Source organism: Asanoa sp. NPDC050611 (assembly GCF_040654855.1).
In the GTDB taxonomy this organism is placed as follows: domain Bacteria; phylum Actinomycetota; class Actinomycetes; order Mycobacteriales; family Micromonosporaceae; genus Asanoa.
Map to the genome: position 1 here is coordinate 1 of NZ_JBFAIU010000001.1, position 19,096 is coordinate 19,096.

Below are 19,096 nucleotides of genomic sequence, written 5' to 3' on the forward strand. Positions count from 1 at the left end.
CGTCGACCCTCCGCGCGTGTGCGGAGACGGTGACGCCGTCGAAGCCGACCTCGTCGGCCAGCTCCGCGCCGGTGCTAGGCGCCCACGGGCGGTGGCGGCCGGCACCGTCGGCGAGCGCCAGTCGGCTTGGGGCCGCCGCTCGCTCGACCCAAGGCGGTATGGCCGTGTGAGGCGCGTCGGCCGGGCGGGTCTTCTCGTCGCAGACGACGGCGGGCACGAGTCGCGCGGCCGGTGCGGGCCGGCGGTGGAGGTTGCGGCGTTTGGGCTCGGGTTCGCGGTGAGACGAGCCGTTGTTGTTGGTGGGTCAGGTGGTGGGTGTGGTGCGGGCCGCGTCTACCAGGGACTCGAAGATGCGGCGTTCGCCTGCCTCTTCCGGGTGCCATTGGACGCCTAGGACGAATCGCTTGGTTGGGTCCTCTAGCGCTTCGATTACGCCGTCGTCGGCCCAGGCCGTTGGCAATAGGGTGCCTGGGTCGGCTACGCCCTGGTGGTGGTAGGTGTTGACCTCTACTCGGCCGTCGCCTTCCGGGCCGTCGCCTGAGACCTCTGCTGCCAGGGAGCCTGGCTCCAGGGTGATGCCGTGCCAGCCGTAGACGCCTGGGCCTGGGCGGTGTTTGTCCGAGCCCACCACGTCCGGTAGGTGCTGGTGTAGGCGGCCGCCGCAGGTGACCGCTAGTAGCTGCATGCCGCGGCAGATGCCTAGGACCGGCAGGTCTGTGGCCAAGGCCGCCTTGAGCAGGACTGATTCGCCTCTGTCGCGGTCCGGGCGGCTTTCCGTCAGCGGGCCTGGCTCCTCGCCGTACAGGTTGGGGCCAAGGTCCGCGCCCCCGGCAATGATCAACGCATCGAGGGCGCGTAGGACATCGGCATCGGTGTCGTCGGGGGGCAATATCACCGCCCGGGCGCCGGCGGCGGTCACCGCGTCGACGTAGGACTTTCTGATCAGGGCCGCGTCCTGGTCGATCCATACACCCCAGGAAGCGGGTTCTACATAGGACGTAATTCCGACGATCGGTCGCACGTTGGTTGACAACCTCCTCCCCAATACTTTGCTACCCGGCAACCGGATCGCCAAACGATTGCTACAGAGGTGTGACGTATGCCCCCGTAATTCCGCCGTCGACGACGAATTGGGCCGCTGTCATGAACGAGGCATCGTCGCTGGCCAGGAAGGCAACCGCGGCCGCGATCTCCTCCGGCTGGCCGAACCGGCCCATCGGGACGTGCACCAGGCGGCGCGCGGCGCGTTCCGGGTCCTTGGCGAACAGGTCCAGCAGCAGCGGCGTGGCGATGGGGCCCGGGCACAGTGCGTTGACCCGGATGCCCTCGCGCGCGAACTGGACGCCCAGCTCGCGGGTCATCGCCAGAACGCCGCCCTTGCTGGCCGTATAGGCGATTTGCGAGGTTGCCGCGCCCATCAGCGCCACGAACGACGCCGTGTTGACGATCGCGCCCTTGCCCTGCCGGCGCATGTGCGGGATCGCGTACTTGCAGCACAGATAGACGCTTGTGGTGTTTACCCGGATGACCCGCTCCCACGCGTCCAGGCCGGTTTCCAGGATGGAGTCGTCGTCCGGCGGCGAGATGCCGGCGTTGTTGAAGGAAATGTCGACGCTTCCATACCTTTCGGCGACGCCGTCGAACAGCTCCCGTACACCGGACTCGTCGGTCACGTCGCATTGCACGAACTCGCCGCCCACCTCCTCGGCGGCCTTCTTGCCGGCCTCAGCGGCGACGTCCACACAGACCACCTTCGCGCCCTCGGCGGCGAACCGGCGGGCCGTGGCCAGGCCGATGCCGCTGCCGGCACCGGTGATCACGGCCACCCGGTCTTGGAGCCTGTTCATCGGGCCTCTCAATCTGTCGCGAGGAAGACGTTCTTGACGTCAGTGAACGAGAGCAGCGCGTCGGGTCCCAGCTCGCGGCCCAGCCCGGACTGCTTCATGCCGCCGAACGGGGTCCCGTAGCGCACCGACGAGTTGGAGTTGACCGACAGGTTGCCGGTCTCCACGCCACGGGCGACCCGGAAAGCTCGGCCGGCGTCGCGGGTCCAGATCGAGCCGGACAGGCCGTACTCCGTGTCGTTGGCCAGCCGGATCGCGTCCGCCTCGTCGTCGAACGGCAGCACGGAGACGACCGGGCCGAAGATCTCCTCGCGCCAGTGACGGTCCTGAGTGGATCCGGCGAGCAGAACGGTCGGCGCGTACCAGAATCCGGGGCCTTCCGGCGCCGTGCCGGTGAACGCCACGGAAGCGTCGGCCACATAGGACCCCACCGAGTCCCGCTGCGCCGCCGTGATCAGCGGGCCCATCTGGGCGGTCTCCAGCGCCGGGTCCTCCACCCGGAAACCTTTCACCGCCGGTTCCAGGAGCTCCAGGAAGCGGTCGTACGCGCTGCGCTGCACCAGGATCCGCGACCGCGCGCAGCAGTCCTGGCCGGCGTTGTCGAACACCGCCGCCGGCGCGCTCGCGGCGGCCTTGGGCAGGTCGGCGTCGGCGAACACGATGTTGGCGCTCTTGCCGCCCAGCTCCAGCGTCACGCGCTTGACCTGGTCCGCGCAGCCCCGCATGATCCGCTGCCCGACCTCGGTCGACCCGGTGAAGCACACCTTGCGCACCGCCGGGTGGGTGACGAACCGCTCGCCGACCAGGGAGCCGCGCCCGGGTACGACGCTCAGCACGCCCTCCGGCAGCCCGGCCTCCAACGCCAGCTCCGCCAGCCGCAGCGCCGTCAACGGCGTCACCTCGGCCGGCTTGAGCACCACCGTGTTGCCGGCGGCCAGCGCCGGCGCGAACCCCCAGCCCGCGATCGGCATCGGGAAGTTCCAGGGCACGATCACGCCGACCACGCCGAGCGGCTCGTGGAACGTCACGTCGAGCCCGCCGGCGACCGGGATCTGCCGGCCCATCAGCCGCTCCGGCGCGCCCGCGTAGTAGTCGAGCACGTCCCGGACGTTGCCGGCCTCCCAGCGGGCGTTGCCGATGGTGTGCCCGGAGTTGCGTACCTCGAGCTCGGCCAGCTCCTCGATGTGCGCGTCGACGGTGGCCGCGAACCGCCGCAGCAGCCGCGCCCGGTCGCCGGGTGCCATCGCCCGCCAGCGCGGAAACGCCGCGGCCGCACGGTCGATGGCCGCGTCGGTGTCGTACAGGCTGCTCGCCGGCACGGTCTCGATCGGCAGGCCGGTGGCCGGGTTGACCAGGTCGGTCACGTTCGAATCCCCTTACAAGCGCTCGAAGCCGCGGAGCAGTTCCCAGTCGGTGACCGCCGCGTCGAAGGCGGCCAGCTCGACCCGGGCCCGGTTGGCGTAGTGGTCGACCACGTCGTCACCGAACGCCGCCCGGGCGACCTTGGACTCCTGCCACAGCTGGGCCGCCTCCCGCAGCGTGCCCGGCACCCGGGGCGAGGAGTCGTCGCCGTACGCGTTGCCGGTGAACTCGTCCTCCAGCGGCAGCCTCTGCTCGATGCCGTGGATGGTGCCGGCGACGAGGGCGGCTATCGCGAGGTACGGGTTGACGTCGGCGCCGGGCACCCGGTTCTCCACCCGCATGCCCTGCCCGTGCCCGACCAACCTCAGCGCGCAGGTGCGGTTGTCGGTGCCCCAGCGCAGCGCGGTCGGTGCGAACGAGCCCGGCTGGTAGCGCTTGTAGGAGTTGATGTTCGGCGCGAACAGCACGCTGAACTCGCGCATGGTCGCCAGCAGGCCGGCCATGGCGTGCTGCCCGATGGTCGACAGGTGGGCCGGCCCGTCGCCGAGCATCGCGGAGCGGTCGTCGCGGTCGCGCAGCGAGAAGTGCACGTGGCAGGAGTTGCCCTCCCGCTGGTTCGGCTTGGCCATGAAGGTGATCGACATGCCCTCCTGTGCGGCGATCTCCTTGGCGCCGTTCTTGTAGATCACGTGATGGTCGGCGCAGGTCAGCGCGTCCGCGTACCGGAAGGCGATCTCGTGCTGGCCGAGGTTGCACTCGCCCTTGGCGCTCTCCGGCACGAGCCCGGCGCCGGCCATCTCGTTGCGGATGCGGCGCAGCAGCGGCTCGACCCGCGCCGTGCCGAGCAGCGAGTAGTCGACGTTGTAGAGGTTCGCCGGGTTCAGGTCGCGGTAGCCGCGCTGCCAGGCGTCCTCGTAGGAGTCGCGGTAGAGGACGAACTCGAGCTCGGTCCCCGCGTACGCCGAGAGCCCGTGTTCGGCCAGCCGGTCGAGCTGGCGGCGCAGGATCTGCCGCGGGCTCGCGGTGACGTCGCCGGTGCCGTCGAGCCAGGCCAGGTCGGAAAGCAGCAGCGCGGTGCCCGGTTGCCACGGGACCCGGCGCAGCGTGCTCAGGTCGGGCACCATCGCGAAGTCGCCGTAGCCGCGCTCCCAGCTCGACATCGCGTAACCGTCGACCGTGTTCATGTCGACGTCGACGGCGAGCAGGTAGTTGCAGCCCTCCGCACCGGCCTCGGTCACCTCGTCGAGGAAGAACCGGCCGTGCAGCCGCTTGCCCTGGAGGCGGCCTTCCATGTCGGTCAGCGCGAGCGCGACGGTGTCGATCTCACCGCCGTCGACGGCCAGGGCGAGCTCCTCGAGCGTGAGCGCCGGTTCTCGGGTCATCCTCGCGCCTCCATCGTAAAAGGTCTACTCGTAAACCATTACAACGTCAATCATCCGAGCAAGCCACGCAGCAGCTCGGCGGTCGCGTCGCAGTGCTCCTCCATCGTCGCCCGCGCGGCGGCGGAGTCACCGGCAAGAATCGCGTCCACGACGCGGGTGTGTTGCAGGTCGGAATGGTCCAGGTTCTTCTTGATCACCGGAATGCTGGCGAGCAGCCGGTCGAGGGTGAGCTGCACGTCGGCGACCGCGGCGGCCAGCGACGGGCTGCCACCGGCGGCGGCGATGGCGAGGTGCAGTCGCGAGTCCGCCACGCGCCGGGTGGCCGGGTCCCGCTCGCGGGACGCGGTCAGGGAGGCGACGAGCCGCTGCCGATCGACGGCGGCGAGAGTACGCGTCGCGGCCAGCTCGGCGGCCCCGGGCTCGAGCACGCGCCGGAAGTCGAGCGCGTCGTGCAGCGTGTCGCCCATCTGCCGGGCCAGCTCGGCGGCGGCGCCGCCCTTCGGCGCGCCCTTGCGTCCCGTGTCGACATCGGTGGCGATGGCCCCGACGACGAAGGTGCCGCCCGTCCGGCCCCGGCGCGACTCGAGGATGCCGGCCTCGCGCAGGGCCCGGATCGCCTCGCGGAGGGTGACCCGGCTGACCTGCAGACGCTCGGCCAGCTCGCGTTCGGCCGGCAGCCGGTCACCCTGCCCGACCAGACCGAGCCGGATCGCCTGCGCGAGCCGGGACACGGTGATCTCGAAGGCGTTCCCGCCGCGCACCGGACGCCAGAGCGGCACACCAGCGACCACCGCGCCGTCCAGCTCGAGCGGCTCGGCGCGGGGGCGTGGGATCCGCTTGCGGGCGGCGTCCGTGGGCATCGTGCGTACCCCCAGGAAGGGATGTGGCCGTTCCCCCGCGACCGACGCGCGGCCGGTCGCGGGGGTGTCGAGGGCCGGAGGAATCAGGACGCCTTCCACGCATCGGCGGCCGCGGTGTCCGGTTCCTCGATGGTACGGCGCGGGCCGGTGAACCAGTGGCGTGCGGAGAGCACCCACCAGAGCCAGACCGCCAGGAGCACGCCGCCGACCGCGATCGGTGCGTAGTTGACCGCGCTCCAGGTGAAGTCGTCGCTGAAGGGGACCGCGGCCGGGGTGAACGGCATGATGAAGTAGATCGAGATCACCGCGATCTCGATGACCGCGATCCAGCCGAGCACCTTGTACTTGCGCCCGAGCGTCCACGGGCCCGGCCGGAACTTGTCGCCCATCCGCAGGCGCAGCGCGATCGGGATGAGGAACGCCAGGTACAGGCCGATGACGGCGACCGAGACGACCGCGTAGAACGCGACCGGGATGCCGTTGTACTGGTAGAGCGCGGGCAGCGTGAGCACGCCGCCGGCGATGGTGCCGGCGATGATCGCGTACACCGGCGTGCCGTTGCGGTCGACCTTCGACCAGAGGCGCCAGCCGGGGATCGCCCGGTCACGGCTGAACGCGTACGTCATCCGGGACATCGACGTCACGCAGCTCATGCCGCAGAAGAACTGGCCGATCGTACTGATGATGATGACGATCTTGAAGAACACCGGAGTGAGCGCCGACTCGAAGATGGCGCCCGAGAAGCCGCCGGCCGCGTTGATCGCGTCGACGTCCGTGGCCGCGAACAGGAAGGCCAGCAGCAGGATCCAGCCGCCGATCGCCGAGTAGAAGATCGACTGCCAGAGGCCGCGGGCCGCCGCGTGCGAGGCGCCGCGGGTCTCCTCCGACACGTGCGCACAGGCGTCGAAGCCGGTGATCGTGTACTGGGTGAGCAGGAACCCGAGCGGCAGGATGAAGAACCAGAACATCAGTCCGTTGTGGTCACCGCCGCCGAAGCCCGAGTTGTTGAAGCGTTCGGTGAAGACGAACTGGAAGCTCTGGTGGTTGTCCGGCACGATGATCAGGATCAGCACGACCGCGGCCGCACCGGCGACGTGCCACCAGACCGAGACGTTCTGGAGCACGTCGATGATGGCGTGGCCCCAGATGTTGATGATGCCGTGCAGCGCCAGGATGATCACGAAGAGCAGGAACGCCTGGTTGAGCGTGCCGGCCCAGCCGTCGAAGAGCGCCGACAGCGTCAGGTTGAGGAACGTCGCGCAGCCGTAGTCGACCGACGCGGTCACCGCGACCAGGCCGACCAGGTTGAGCCAGCCGGTGAACCAGCCGTGCACCGGCTTGCCCATCCGCGCGGCCCACCAGTAGATGCCGCCGGCGGTCGGGTACGCGGAGACGAGCTCCGACATGCAGAACCCGATGATCAGGATGAAGATCGAGATGAGCGGCCAGCCCCACGAGATGGCGATCGGGCCGCCGTTGTTCCAGGCCTGGCCGAACGTGGTGAAGCAGCCGGCCAGGATCGAGATGATGGAGAACGAGATGGCGAAGTTGGAGAACCCGCTCCACTTGCGCCGGAGTTCCTGCTTGTAGCCGAGCTCCGCGAGCCGCTGGGCGTCGTCGTCCAGTGGCTGCTCACCCGTGGCGGGCGACGTGGTCGTCACTGCAACACCTCCCTGAGGTGGTCATAACGGGGTTGCGGTGCGGCCCGCGGCGGCGTCGATCAGGCGACCCAGCTCGGGTGCGTCGAGATCGCGGGTGGCGCGGGCCCATTTGTCGGCCGCTTCGCGCCAGTAGTCGAAGGTCGACCCGGGCGCGCGGAGCAGGCCATGGTGCACGGAGAACCAGAGTGTCCACGTGACGTTGGACAGGATCAGGTTGAGCCGCACCCGCGCGACGAGCGCGGGATTGGTCTCCGTGCCGTAGTAGGCGGTCGCGAGGGCCGCCGTGCGGTCGGGGTCGAAGTCGGCCTCGGCCGCTATGTCACCCAGCTCGAAGGCCGGGTCGTTGTTGCCGGACAGCTGGTAGTCGACGATGCGTACGTCGCCGGCCAGGTCGATGAAGTTCTCGGCCAACAGGTCGTTGTGGCAGGGCCGGGTCTGTTGTGGACCGTGCTGGAGCGCCGTGCCGATGGCGTCCACCGTGGACTCGTGGTCGTGGTATCCGTCCGGCACCCGCAGGCCGTGCCGGGCACAGATGTCGAGCAGCTCGCGGCGCTTGGCCAGGATGTCGAAATCGTTGGCGAACGCCGGCCCGGCGTGCAGCCGGCGGCAGGCGGCGGCGATCCGGTCGACGGCGGCGGGGGTACGCACGTCGTCGGCGTGCAGGGTCCGTCCCGGCAGGAACTCGAGGACGAGCGCCGGCACGTCGGTCAGCACCTCGATCACCCGGGCACCGGCGCCGCTCTCGGCCGCCCGGATGGTGTTCTCGATCTCCTGCGCCGGCGGGATGCCGAGGCCCGCCGCCGAGACCGCCGGGTCGAGCACGCGCAGCAGGTAGCTGCGCCCGCCGGCGTCGACCCGCCAGATGTGGTGCGACAGCCCACCGGCGATCGGGCTGGTGCGCACGGGCCGCCCGGCGAACAGCGAGACGCGCCGCAGCACCTCACCAGCGTCCGGCCGTTCCGCCATCCGCATGCCAGCCTCCGCATGCTGTGCGTGTCCTAGGCGGGAGTGTTGACCTGCGTGATCACCGGGGTCAATACTCACGAGGATAAAAGTTCACTGACCGGTCAGCTGATTTGGTCAGACCTTTGAAGTGGTAGAAGTCGGCTGTGCGGACCAATGCGCGCGTGGTGATCATCGGCGGTGGGGTCGCGGGCTGCAGCATCGCCTACCACCTCGCCCGCCTGGGCTGGACCGATGTGCTGCTCGTGGAGCAGCACGAGCTGACCGAGGGCACCACGTGGCATTCGGCGGGTTTCGTCGGCCAGCTGCGCTCGACGATCAGCCAGACGCGCATGATCATGTATTCGTCCGGCCTGTACGCGGAGCTGGCCGACCAGACCGGCCTCGACCCCGGTTGGCGGGGCGTCGGCGGTCTGCGGCTGGCCACCACGCCGGAGCGCGAGGAGGAGCTGCTGCGGCAGGCGTCGTCCGCGACGACGTACGGGCTGGAGATGGAGCTGCTCTCCCCCGCCGCCCTGGCCGCCCGGATGCCGCTGCTGGAGGTGTCCGACGTCCGGCTCGCGGGCTGGCTGCCCGGTGACGGCTATCTGCGGCCCGACGCGCTGGCCGGCGCGCTCGCGGCCGGCGCCCGGGCGCTCGGCGTGTCGATCGAGACCGGCGTGTCCGCGACGGGGATCGAGGTCGTCGGCGGGCGGGTGCGGGCGGTGTCGACGTCACACGGGCGGGTGGCGACCGAGATCGTGGTCGACGCGGCCGGCGCGGCGGCGGGCCACGTCGCGGCGCTCGCCGGGGTGGCGGTGCCGGTGGTGCCGATCAAGCACCAGTACGTGGTCAGCTCGCCGCTGCCCCACGAGGACGTCACGTCGCTGCCGACGGTGCGGGACCCGGACCACATCGTCTACTTCCGCTGCGCGGACGACGACCCCGGCGGTGGTCTGCTCATCGGCGGCTACATCCGGACGCCGTCGGTGTGCTGGCCGTCGTCGGGCCCGCCGTTGGCCTCACCACGTTCGCTTTTCGAGCCGGAGCTGGACCTTTTCGCCGAGTCGTGGGCCGCCGGCCAGCACCGGGTGCCGGCGCTCCGGGAAGCGTCGATCGCCCGGGTGGTCAACGGCGCGGAGGCGTTCACCCCGGACGGCGAGTTCCTGCTCGGCGAGACCGCGGTGGGCGGCTTCTGGGTGGCGGCGGGCTTCTGCGTCCACGGCCTGGCCGCGGCCGGCGGCGTCGGCAAGGTGATGGCGGAGTGGATCGTCGACGGCCAGCCGGAGTACGACGTGTCCCATATGGACATCCGGCGCTTCGGCCCGCACGCGGCGAGCCGGTCCTGGGCGACGGCCAAGGCCCTGGACGCCTATTCGCGCTACTACGACGTGGTCTACCCGCACACCGAGTGGACGGCGGGCCGCCCGCTGCGCCGCTCGGCGATCTGGCCACGCACGCTGGACGCGGCGGCCCTCGGCGAGAAGGCCGGCTGGGAGCGGGTCAACTGGTTCGCGCCGCGCCCCACGGACCCGGCGGCGGTCCGTCCCGCCGGCTGGGCCGGCCGGACCTGGTCGCCCGCGATCGCCGCGGAGTGCCGGGCCACCGCTACGGCGGCGGGCCTGTTCGACCAGTCCTCGTTCGCGAAACTCGACGTCCGCGGCCCCGGCGCGGCGAAGTTCCTGCAGTGGATGTGCGCGAACGACGTCGACCGCCCGGTGTTGGGCGTCGCCTACACGCAACTCCTCAACGCTCGCGCGGGCATCGAGGCCGACCTGACGGTGACGCGCCTGGCCGAGGACCACTTCCGCATCGTGACGAGCACGGCGTCGGGTGTCCGGGATGCCGCCTGGCTGCGCCGCCACGCCCCGGACGACGTCCGGATCGACGACGTGACGGGCGCCCACGGCTGCCTGTGCCTGTGGGGCCCGGCGGCGCGGGACATCGTGTCACCGCTGGTCGGCGGGGACCTGGACGCCCGCTTCATGCGCGCGAGCCGGATCACCCTCGGCCCGGTACCGGTCCTCGCGCAACGGGTGACCTTCGTCGGCGAGTTCGGGTGGGAGTTCTACGCGAGCACGGAGTACGTGCTGACCCTGTGGGACCTGCTGGTGGAGGCCGGTGCACCGCACGGCTTGCGCCCGGCCGGCTACCGCGCGATCGAGTCGATGCGCCTGGAGAAGGGATACCGGGTCTGGGGCTCGGACATCACCCCGGAAACGACGCCGGCCGAGGCGGGGTTGTCGTTCGCGGTCCGCACGGACAAGGAGTTTCTGGGCAGCGAGGCATTGCGCTCGGCGACCGTGACCCGCCGCCTGCGCTGCCTGGTCCTGGACGACCCCACCGCGGTCTGCCTGGGCACGGAACCGGTCCGCGTCGCCGGCGACCCGGTGGGCCGGGTGACCTCGGCCGGCTACGGCCACCGCGTCGAGGCCTCCATCGCCTACGCCTACCTACCCTCCACAGTGGAGGAGGGGGAGCGGGTGGAGGTGAGCATGTTCGGCAAGTGGCAGCCGGCCACCGTCACCCGGGAGCCCTTGTACGACCCGGAAAACAACCGCATCCGCGGCGTCGCCTAGGAGCGTGCCAGCGGAGCTCCGGCGGCCTGAAGGCACTCGATGGATCAGTTAGGTGCTTTCATCCGCCTCCCTTCGGCCCGCCGCACGGTGCGGCGCCGCTTCCGGCAAGCTGCTTGCGGCCCCAGCCGGCACAACCGCCGCACCGTCCGGATCCGCCGTGGCCGCCGCACCGCTAGCATCCGCTGAGCCGCCCGGACCGCCGGCATCCGCCACCGCCCCGGCACTGCCGCCATCCGCCGCGCCGCCGGCGTCCGCCGTGCCCCGCGCACCGCCGGCATCCGCCACCGCCACGGCGCCGTCCGCATCGGCGACGCTCCGGGCACCGTCCGCATCCACCGCGGCCCTGCCATCCGGCGCCACCGCGCCCGCACCGCCCGGAACAGGCATCGTGCCAGCCTCCGCGGCCACCGCCGGGTCCGCGTGGCCAGCCAACGGCCCGCCGTCGTCCGCGTCCGGGATCGGCACCCCGGCCAGCCGTCGTAGGGGTGACAGCCAGGCCACCAACACCCCGATCCCGGTCATCGCCGCGGTTGCGATGATCGCCGTCCGTGGGTTGGTCGCGTGGGCCACGAAGCCACCCACCAACGCCCCGACCGGCCAGCCAACCCCGAAGGACAGCATCCGGCCCGCGGTGTTGACCCGGCTCTGCAACCGGTCCGGCGTGACCCGCTGCCGCAGCGTGATCGCGTTGAGCACGACCACCGAATAGACGACCGCCCACAGGGCGAGCAGCACCGCCGCCGCCACCCAGTTCGTCGACAGCCCGCAGGCCAGGCCGAACAACGCCGACAGCGGCAGGAACCACAGCGTCACCCGCGGCTCGCCGATCCGCCGCGCCAGCCGCGGAAAGACGAGCGCGGCCACGATGCCGCCGGCGCCCCACACTCCATAGAGGACACCTAGTCGGGCGTCGTTGGTCGGGCGCACGCCCAGCGTCTGGTCGAGCCACGGCACGAACTGCCCCATGAAGGCCCCACCGGTCATCGTCTGCAGCGAACCGACGATCGTCTGGGTGCGGACGATGGGCTGGCGGCTCAGGAACACCAGACCCTCACGGATGTCGCGCACCAGCCCGGCCCGCGGGCCTGGCGCCGCGGCGAGCTGCAGCGGTGTCGCGATCGCCCGGACCAGCAGCGCCGAAACCACGAACGACAGCGCGTCGACCAGCAACAACGGCGCCGGCGCGCTCAGCGTCAGCAGCACGCCGGCCAACCCCGGGACGATCAGCTCCAGCACCGTGCTGCCGCCGTGCACCGCCGAGTTGGCCGCGGCGATCCGGCCGCGCCCCACCAGCGCCGGCAATGCGCCGAAGTTGGCCGCGTCGAAGAAGACGAAGAAGATCTGGGTCAGGAAGGCGACAACCAGCACGTGCGGGGCGGTCAGGACGCCAAGGAAGTAGGCGACCGGGACCGACCCGAGCACGAAAGCGTTGACCACGTCGGCCGTGACCATCACCCGCCGCCGGTCGAGCCGGTCGGCCAGCGCACCCGCGAACAGGCCGAAGCACAGATAGGGCAGCCCCTCGGCGACCACCACGAGGGCGGTCCACAGGCTCGACCCCGTCACCGAGTAGATCAGCACGGGCAGCGCCACATAGGTGACCAGTGACCCCGTGACCGACACCATGCGGGCCAGCCAGTAGCGGCGGAAGTCGGTGTCAGCGAGGAGAGTCACCGGCACATCATGCCCGCGGCCACCGACAAATACGTTGCCGCTTCGATCGCCGTACCCCATCATTGTTCTCAGGTCAAGAGGGGCCCCGAAGACTCCGCGCACTCGGCAAGCGCGATCGCACCGGCGCGATTTACCTCTCTCATCGCTCCGGCGCGAGGCGGCGGGCGGGCGCGCGACGAAACGCGCGCCCGCCCAACGTCATCCTCCCGCGCGCAGCAACGCGCTGATCGCCGACGGCGCCACCGGCGTGCCGAAATGCCGGCCCTGCCCGCTGTCGCAACCCAGCGCGGTCAACCGTTCCACCTGCTCCGGCGTCTCCACCGACTCGGCCGTCACCGACAGCCCGAGCGCGTGCGCCAGCCGCACCAGCGCGTCCACGATGCGCTCGGCGACGACGGCGGCCGGATCCTGCGCGCGCATCCCGTCGACGAACGGCCCGGCGAGCTTCAGCGTGTGGATGGGCAGCTGCCGCAGGTACGCGAGATTCGAGTAACCGGTGCCGAAATCGTCGATCGCCAGGCGTACGCCCGTGTTGGCCAGCTTCCGCAGCGCCCGCACCGGCTCGCCCCCGGTGGCCATCACGGCGCTCTCGGTCAGCTCCAGCTGCAGCAGGTCCGGCGGCAACCCGCTCGCCTGCAGCGCACCGGCCACCTGGTCGACGATCTCCGGGTCGCTGACCTGCCGCGCCGACAGGTTGACGCTGACCGTCAGCCGCGCCTGCGGGAACTCCTGGTGCCACTTGCCGGCCTCGACGCAGGCGCGCTCCAGCACCCACTGGCCGAGCCGCACGATCAGCCCGGTCTCCTCGGCCAGCCCGATGAACGAGTCGGGCGACAGCAGCCCGAGCGTCGGATGCTGCCAGCGGACGAGGGCCTCGACCGCCCGGATCTCGCCGGTGCCGAACGCAACGATCGGCTGGTACTCGACCACGAACTCGTCCCGGCCGAGCGCGGTCGGCAGCGCCGTCGCCAGCGCCGTGCTGGTCGCCTCGCGGGCCGCGCGCTCCGGGTCGTAGCGGGCCCACCGGCCGCGCCCACCCTCGGCCTTCGCCCAGTAGAGCGTCGTGTCGGCCGCCTTCATCAGGTCGGTGGCGGCGCCGTCGGAGACGAACCGGTCGACGATGCCGACGCTGGCGGACACGGCGAGCTGATGCGCTCCGATGTAGACAGGCTCGGCGACGGCCCGCAGCGCGGCCTGCGCCACCTCGACCGCGGTGCCGTCCTGGTCGACGTCCGCGACCAGGATGACGAACTCGTCGCCGCCCATCCGGGCGACCAGGTGGCCGGCGCCGGCCACCGCCTCGGCGAGCCGGCGCGCGACGACGATGAGCAGCTTGTCGCCGACGTCGTGGCCGAGGGTGTCGTTGATGGCCTTGAAGCCGTCGAGGTCGAGGAAGCAGACACCGACCCGCCGGTCGTGCGCCGGGTCCCGCAGCACCGCCTCCAGCCGCTCGAAGAACAGCGTGCGGTTGGGCAGGCCGGTCAGCGGGTCGTGCAGTGCCTGGAACCGCAGCCGCTGCTGCAGCGCGTACCGCTCGGTGATGTCCTGGACCATCGCCACGGTGAAGCGGGGTCGCCCGTCGTCGTGGCGGATCAGGCTGACCGCGAGATCGGTCCAGAGCTCGCTGCCGTCCTTGCGGAAGTAGCGCTTCTCCATGCGTACGCGGTCGCGCTTGCCGTCGATCATCTCCTCGTAGATCGGCCACATGCCGGGATCGTCCTCGGCGTGGAACAGGTCGGCGACGTTGATGGCGAGCATCTCGTCGCGCGAGTAGCCGAGCATCGCGCTGAACGCCTGGTTGATGTCGATGATCTGGCCGGACAGGTCGGCGATGCCGATGCCGATCGCGGCGTCGCTGAACACCGCGCGGAACCGGGCCTCGCTGTCCCGCAACGCCTGCTCCGCCTCGTTGCGCGCCTCCCACGCCGACCGGCTGATCCGCTCCTGTTGGGCGAACGTGCGGTCGCGCATGGCCGCCGCGAAGCTCTCCGCCAGGGCCGCCTGCGACTCGATGATCCGGGCCGGCAGGTCGGGTAGGTCGAGCCCGGGCACGACGTCGTCGACGAGGCGCTCGGCCAACGCCCGCAGCGACCAGCTCAGCGTGCCGGGCTCGGTGAGGTTGGCCTCGACCAGCGCCCGCCCGGCCTCGCGGGCCGGCTCGGGGCTGAACTCGTCGGCACGCAACGCCTCCGCGAGTCGCACCACGTGTCGGGTCAGCAGCTTTTCGACCTCGTCGGTCGACATGGGTACGAATGCCTGCCGGGCGATGGCGCGCGTCCATCGCCCGGCGTAGCGCTGTGCGCCCGAGGTGCTGATCTCCGGGGCGGAGAGTGCCATTGTTAGCCCGCGACCGGCTTTCGGCCGACCCCGCCGAAGGCGCCGAACCGTTCGGGGTGGTCGTCGACGTCGTCGGGCGAGTCGGGTCGCCACAGTGGCATGTGGACGACGCCCGGCTCGAGCAGCTCGAAATCGCCGAAGAAACCGGTCACCTGGGCCTTGGACCGCAGCGTGATCTCGGTCGCGGTGCGCGCCGAGAGCTTCTGCGCGTCGAGCATCTCCTGTGGCTGGTCCTCGTAGGTCGAGTGCGAGATGACGAGGTAGCTGCCGGGCGGCACGGCGGCCCGCAGCACGGCCATCAGCCGGTCAGGGTCGTCGTCATCGGGTACGAAGTGGACGACGCCGGCGAGCAGCACGCCGACCGGCCGGGTGAAGTCGAGCAGGCCGGTCCTGGCCGCCTCGGCGAGGATGTGCTCCGGGTCGCGCACGTCGGCCTGGATGACGGCGGTGCGCGGGTTTCCCTCCAAGATGGAGCGACTGTGCGCCACCGCGACCGGGTCGATGTCCACGTACACGATCCGCGCCTCGGGGTTGATGCCCTGCGCCACCTCGTGCACGTTGCCGACGGTGGGGATGCCGGACCCGATGTCGAGATACTGGTCGACGCCGAGGCGGGTCAGCTCGGCGACCGCGCGCCGCAGGAACGACCGGCCCGCGCGCATGGTGTCGGCCAGGTTGGGGGTCATCGCCGCGATCTGCTCGGCGAGCTGCCGGTCGATCTCGAAGTTGTGCGCACCGCCCAGGAAGTAGTCGTAGACCCGGGCTGCGCTCGGCCGGCTGAGATCGACCTCCGTCGGTAGCGCCCTCGACTGTTCCATCGTCCGCCTTCGCTCGATGTCGCTGGGGCTCATGGTCGCGCCCGAGCATACTTTGTCCACGTGGCGGTGCGTGACGACCCGCGTCGTACCCCCTATTTTGCTCCTTCGCCCGTCGCCATCGCGGGCTCCTTCCCCGGGCCGGATGTGGCGGCGGAGGACGGGAGTTGCTCGACCAGCATGCCGGCCTGGTGCGCGAGCGCGCCGACCACCGCCGGCACGACGGGCAGGACCCAGTCGGCGACGATGCCGCGGTGCGGGAGGTTCAGGATGAGTACCGCGGCGGCCGCACCGCCGAACCCGTGCACGAGACCGCGCCACGCGGCCCGTCCCGTCTGCGCGACCGCGGCGAGGCGCGCGGCGCGCCCGGTGAGGCTGGGAAACGTGGTGAGCGCGCGGGCGTCACGGCGGCCGAGGTTGACGCCCATGACGCCGGCGGTGACCGACGTGCCGCCGACGACCGCGGGCAACAGGTCCTTGGCCATCAGGTAGAGCACGAGGAAGGTGGTGAGGCCGATCGCGACGGCGATGCCGGCCCGCTTCCACTCCCGCTTGTCGCCGGGGTACCAGTAGTACTTCGTGATGCCGTCGGCGACCTTCTTCTCGATCCTGCCCACCGAGGCCCCCTGACGCATAGTGGCTGTTCCGTCACTTAGCGTATGGATGGGCCAAATCCGGCATTCGGCGATCCCACAATCTGGGAGCGATCAGAACAGGACGGTCGCAAACTCGCCGACCGGGCGGAAGCCACAGCGCTCGTACGCGCGTCGGGCCGGCTGGTTGTAGTCGTTGACGTAGAGGCTGACCGTCGGCGCCACCCGGCGCAGGGCGTCGCGCATCACCGCGGCCAGCGCCGGGGCGGCCAGCCCCTTGCCGCGCCAGTCGGGCGCGACCCACACACCCTGGATCTGCGCCGTGTGTTTGGTGACGACCGCCAGCTCGGCCTTGAAGACCACTTCCCCGTCGACCATCCGGGCGTACGCGCGGCGGGCCCGGACGAGGTCGGCCACGCGCCGCCGGTAGCCGACGCCGCCGTCGTCGAGCAGGGGCGAGACGCCGACCTCCTCGGTGTACATGGCGACGGCCGCCGGGAACAGCGCGTCGGTCTCCTCGGTGCGGACGACCCGGACGCCCCGGTCGACGGCCACGTCGGGCACCGCGTCGGCCATCAGCAGCGGCTGGTGCGGGCGGACCTCGCGGGCCGGCCCCCAGTCGGCGGAGAGCCGCTCCCAGAGACCGAGGACGGCGTCGGCCCGGCCGACGATCGACGAACAGGTGCGGTCCTCGGCGGCCAGCCGCTCGGCGAAGGCGGCGACGGCCGGTGGTCCGGCGTGGACGGGTGTCAGATGGCCGCCGAGCCAGCAGAGCGCCTCGACGTGCCGGCGCGACCCGTAGCCGAAGACCCGACCGTCGGCGCGCCACCACGCGAGCCCGCGAGCGGCGACCCGCTCGGCCACCTGGGCGGCGCCGTAGGGGTCGATATCGAGGAGGCGCTCGACCGCACCACGCTCGGTCTCACCGAGCTGCCGGACGGGCACCATCAACACGCTCTCAAGCGTGCCAGATCACCGTGGGAACAGCCTCCCCCGGTTCGTCGATGCTGTGACCCAGGTCACCACGTGTTGTCGGCGATGCATTGCCGATATATCGTCAACGTATCGACAACAGATCGGAGAAGATCATGAGGTTCCAGCGAGAGAACTTTCATCGCAGCGGCCATCACCATGGCCATGAGGCACGGGCCCGCGGGCACGGCTTCCCCGGGGGCGACTTCGGTGGGGGCTGGGGGTTCGGCGGCTTCGGCGGGGGCTTCGGCGGCCCAGGCGGTCCGGGTGGACCCGGCGGCCGCGGGCGCGGCCGGGGTGGACGCCGGGCGAACGTCCGCGCCGCCCTGCTGGCGCTGCTCACCGAGCGGCCCATGCACGGCTACGAGATGATCCAGGAGCTCGAGCAGCGGACGGGCGGCATGTGGCGCCCGAGCCCGGGTTCGGTCTACCCGACCCTGCAGCTGCTGGAGGACGAGGGTCTGATCGTCAGCACCAGTGAGGGCGGGCGGAAGAGCTTCGCCCTGACCGAGGCCGGCCAGGCCGAGGCGACCGAGGCCGCGGCGCAGGCGCCGTGGAGCGCCTTCGAGGCCGCCGGCACGGTCAACAGCTGGCACGACATCCGCGAGGCGGCGATGGGCACCATGAACGCCCTGCGCCAGGTGCTCCGCAACGGCACGGACGACCAGCGCCAGCGCGCGGCCGAGGTGCTCGACGAGGCACGCCGCAAGCTCTACGCGATCCTGGCCGAAGACCCCGGGACCCGGTGACCCGCGAAGCTGAAGGCTCCACGAACCGCCAGGTTCGTGGAGCCTTTCTGCTGTCCGCCTCGGCTAGTGAACCGTGACCGTCGGGCCGACCGCCAGCTCGCGTAGCTCCTCGGGCAGGTCGGCGCCCATCTCGTTGGCTAGTGGACCGTGACCGTCGGGCCGACCGCCAGCTCGCGTAGCTCCTCGGGCAGGTCGGCGCCCATCTCCTCGGCCAGGCGGACGGCCTCGCCGATCAGGGTCTCGACGATCTGCGCCTCGGGCACGGTCTTGATGACCTGGCCCTTGACGAAGATCTGGCCCTTGCCGTTGCCGGACGCCACGCCGAGGTCCGCCTCGCGCGCCTCGCCGGGGCCGTTGACGACGCAGCCCATGACGGCGACCCGCAGCGGCACCGGCAGGCCCTCGAGCCCGGCGGTGACCTCCTCGGCCAGCTTGTAGACGTCGACCTGGGCGCGGCCGCAGGACGGGCAGGAGACGATCTCCAGGCCCCTCTCGCGCAGGCCGAGCGACTCGAGGATCTGCTGGCCGACCTTGACCTCTTCGACCGGCGGCGCGGAGAGCGAGACGCGGATCGTGTCGCCGATGCCCTCCGCGAGCAGCGCGCCGAACGCGACCGCCGACTTGATCGTGCCCTGGAACGCCGGGCCGGCCTCGGTGACGCCGAGGTGCAGCGGGTAGTCGCACTGCTCGGCCAGCTGCCGGTAGGCGCGAATCATCACGACCGGGTCGTTGTGCTTCACGGAGATCTTGATGTCGCGGAAGCCGTGCTCCTCGAACAGCGAGCACTCCCACAGCGCCGACTCGACCAGCGCCTCCGCCGTCGCCTTGCCGTGCTTCTCGAGCAGGCGCTTGTCGAGCGAACCGGCGTTGACACCGATCCGGATCGGCACACCGGCGCCTGACGCCGCGGCCGCGATCTCCTTGACCTTGTCGTCGAACTGCCGGATGTTGCCCGGGTTCACCCGGACGGCTGCGCACCCGGCGTCGATCGCCGCGAACACGTACCGCGGCTGGAAGTGGATGTCGGCGATGACCGGGATCTGCGACTTCTTGGCGATCGCGGGGAGGGCCTCGACGTCGTCCTGCGACGGCACGGCCACCCGGACGATCTGGCAACCCGACGCCGTGAGCTCGGCGATCTGCTGCAGCGTCGCGTTGACGTCGGCGGTCAGGGTGGTCGTCATCGACTGGACCGACACCGGCGCGCCGCCACCGACCGGCACGGAGCCGACGTGGATCTGGCGGCTCTGCCTCCGCGGGGCCAACGGCGGGGGCGGAACGGCCGGCATACCGAGACTGATCGCGGTCACGGGAACACTCACCTCG

Annotated in this window: 15 protein-coding genes and 1 pseudogene; 2 read left to right on the plus strand and 14 right to left on the minus strand. The window is 71.2% G+C overall.

Annotated features, from left to right (window positions below):
* The 8 genes and pseudogenes from AB0H87_RS00005 to AB0H87_RS00040 all read right to left on the minus strand — a co-directional run.
* Window positions 1–217 (minus strand): annotated as a pseudogene (locus tag AB0H87_RS00005) (hypothetical protein); the annotation flags it as partial.
* 87 nt (window positions 218–304) lie between these two features.
* Complete coding sequence (locus AB0H87_RS00010) at window positions 305–1,021, minus strand: gamma-glutamyl-gamma-aminobutyrate hydrolase family protein (RefSeq protein ID WP_360136902.1); 717 nt, start codon at window positions 1,019–1,021, stop codon at window positions 305–307.
* 61 nt (window positions 1,022–1,082) lie between these two features.
* Window positions 1,083–1,847, minus strand: a complete 765-nt coding sequence (locus AB0H87_RS00015; protein ID WP_360136904.1) for a 3-oxoacyl-ACP reductase — start codon at window positions 1,845–1,847, stop codon at window positions 1,083–1,085.
* An 8-nt stretch (window positions 1,848–1,855) separates the two neighbouring features.
* Window positions 1,856–3,208, minus strand: a complete 1,353-nt coding sequence (locus AB0H87_RS00020; RefSeq protein ID WP_360136906.1) for an aldehyde dehydrogenase family protein — start codon at window positions 3,206–3,208, stop codon at window positions 1,856–1,858.
* A gap of 12 nt (window positions 3,209–3,220) precedes the next feature.
* Window positions 3,221–4,588 carry a glutamine synthetase family protein gene (locus AB0H87_RS00025; RefSeq protein WP_360136909.1) on the minus strand — a complete coding sequence of 456 codons (1,368 nt, stop codon included), beginning with the start codon at window positions 4,586–4,588 and terminating at the stop codon, window positions 3,221–3,223.
* Window positions 4,589–4,638: 50 nt separating this feature from the next.
* Window positions 4,639–5,448 (minus strand): FCD domain-containing protein, encoded by an 810-nt coding sequence (locus AB0H87_RS00030; RefSeq protein ID WP_360136912.1) that lies wholly within the window; start codon window positions 5,446–5,448, stop codon window positions 4,639–4,641.
* An 83-nt stretch (window positions 5,449–5,531) separates the two neighbouring features.
* Complete coding sequence (locus AB0H87_RS00035; RefSeq protein WP_360136915.1) at window positions 5,532–7,109, minus strand: amino acid permease; 1,578 nt, start codon at window positions 7,107–7,109, stop codon at window positions 5,532–5,534.
* A 21-nt stretch (window positions 7,110–7,130) separates the two neighbouring features.
* Window positions 7,131–8,081 (minus strand): choline/ethanolamine kinase family protein, encoded by a 951-nt coding sequence (locus AB0H87_RS00040; protein ID WP_360136918.1) that lies wholly within the window; start codon window positions 8,079–8,081, stop codon window positions 7,131–7,133.
* A gap of 137 nt (window positions 8,082–8,218) precedes the next feature.
* Here AB0H87_RS00040 and AB0H87_RS00045 point away from each other — a divergent pair, with 137 nt between their 5' ends.
* Entirely contained in the window at window positions 8,219–10,630 is a 2,412-nt protein-coding gene (locus AB0H87_RS00045; protein WP_360136921.1) for an FAD-dependent oxidoreductase, read from the plus strand.
* Window positions 10,631–10,678: 48 nt separating this feature from the next.
* Here AB0H87_RS00045 and AB0H87_RS00050 read toward each other — a convergent pair whose 3' ends face one another.
* The 5 genes from AB0H87_RS00050 to AB0H87_RS00070 all read right to left on the minus strand — a co-directional run bounded on the left by AB0H87_RS00050 (window position 10,679) and on the right by AB0H87_RS00070 (window position 17,003).
* Entirely contained in the window at window positions 10,679–12,304 is a 1,626-nt protein-coding gene (locus AB0H87_RS00050; RefSeq protein ID WP_360136924.1) for an MFS transporter, read from the minus strand.
* A gap of 198 nt (window positions 12,305–12,502) precedes the next feature.
* A complete protein-coding gene (locus tag AB0H87_RS00055) occupies window positions 12,503–14,641 on the minus strand; it encodes an EAL domain-containing protein (protein WP_360136927.1) in 2,139 nt (712 codons plus the stop codon).
* Between the two features lie 2 nt (window positions 14,642–14,643).
* Window positions 14,644–15,459 carry an SAM-dependent methyltransferase gene (locus AB0H87_RS00060; protein WP_360136930.1) on the minus strand — a complete coding sequence of 272 codons (816 nt, stop codon included), beginning with the start codon at window positions 15,457–15,459 and terminating at the stop codon, window positions 14,644–14,646.
* A 92-nt stretch (window positions 15,460–15,551) separates the two neighbouring features.
* Complete coding sequence (locus AB0H87_RS00065; RefSeq protein ID WP_360136933.1) at window positions 15,552–16,073, minus strand: hypothetical protein; 522 nt, start codon at window positions 16,071–16,073, stop codon at window positions 15,552–15,554.
* Between the two features lie 90 nt (window positions 16,074–16,163).
* Window positions 16,164–17,003 (minus strand): GNAT family N-acetyltransferase, encoded by an 840-nt coding sequence (locus AB0H87_RS00070; RefSeq protein ID WP_360136936.1) that lies wholly within the window; start codon window positions 17,001–17,003, stop codon window positions 16,164–16,166.
* A gap of 134 nt (window positions 17,004–17,137) precedes the next feature.
* Here AB0H87_RS00070 and AB0H87_RS00075 point away from each other — a divergent pair, with 134 nt between their 5' ends.
* The gene (locus AB0H87_RS00075) at window positions 17,138–17,770 is read left to right on the plus strand and encodes a PadR family transcriptional regulator (protein WP_360136939.1); all 633 of its coding nucleotides are present in this window, start codon (window positions 17,138–17,140) and stop codon (window positions 17,768–17,770) included.
* 137 nt (window positions 17,771–17,907) lie between these two features.
* Here AB0H87_RS00075 and ispG read toward each other — a convergent pair whose 3' ends face one another.
* Window positions 17,908–19,080 (minus strand): flavodoxin-dependent (E)-4-hydroxy-3-methylbut-2-enyl-diphosphate synthase, encoded by a 1,173-nt coding sequence (gene ispG, locus AB0H87_RS00080; protein ID WP_360136942.1) that lies wholly within the window; start codon window positions 19,078–19,080, stop codon window positions 17,908–17,910.
* Between the last annotated feature and the right edge of the window lie 16 nt (window positions 19,081–19,096).

What these genes read in the sequence shown, in the direction of transcription:
- AB0H87_RS00030 (WP_360136912.1), bottom strand. Translation starts at nt 5,448, where the DNA reads ATGCCCACGGACGCCGCCCGCAAGCGGATCCCACGCCCCCGCGCCGAG.
- AB0H87_RS00025 (WP_360136909.1), bottom strand. Translation starts at nt 4,588, where the DNA reads ATGACCCGAGAACCGGCGCTCACGCTCGAGGAGCTCGCCCTGGCCGTC.
- AB0H87_RS00015 (WP_360136904.1), bottom strand. Translation starts at nt 1,847, where the DNA reads ATGAACAGGCTCCAAGACCGGGTGGCCGTGATCACCGGTGCCGGCAGC.
- AB0H87_RS00055 (WP_360136927.1), bottom strand. Translation starts at nt 14,641, where the DNA reads ATGGCACTCTCCGCCCCGGAGATCAGCACCTCGGGCGCACAGCGCTAC.
- AB0H87_RS00040 (WP_360136918.1), bottom strand. Translation starts at nt 8,081, where the DNA reads ATGCGGATGGCGGAACGGCCGGACGCTGGTGAGGTGCTGCGGCGCGTC.
- AB0H87_RS00075 (WP_360136939.1), top strand. Translation starts at nt 17,138, where the DNA reads ATGAGGTTCCAGCGAGAGAACTTTCATCGCAGCGGCCATCACCATGGC.
- AB0H87_RS00060 (WP_360136930.1), bottom strand. Translation starts at nt 15,459, where the DNA reads ATGGAACAGTCGAGGGCGCTACCGACGGAGGTCGATCTCAGCCGGCCG.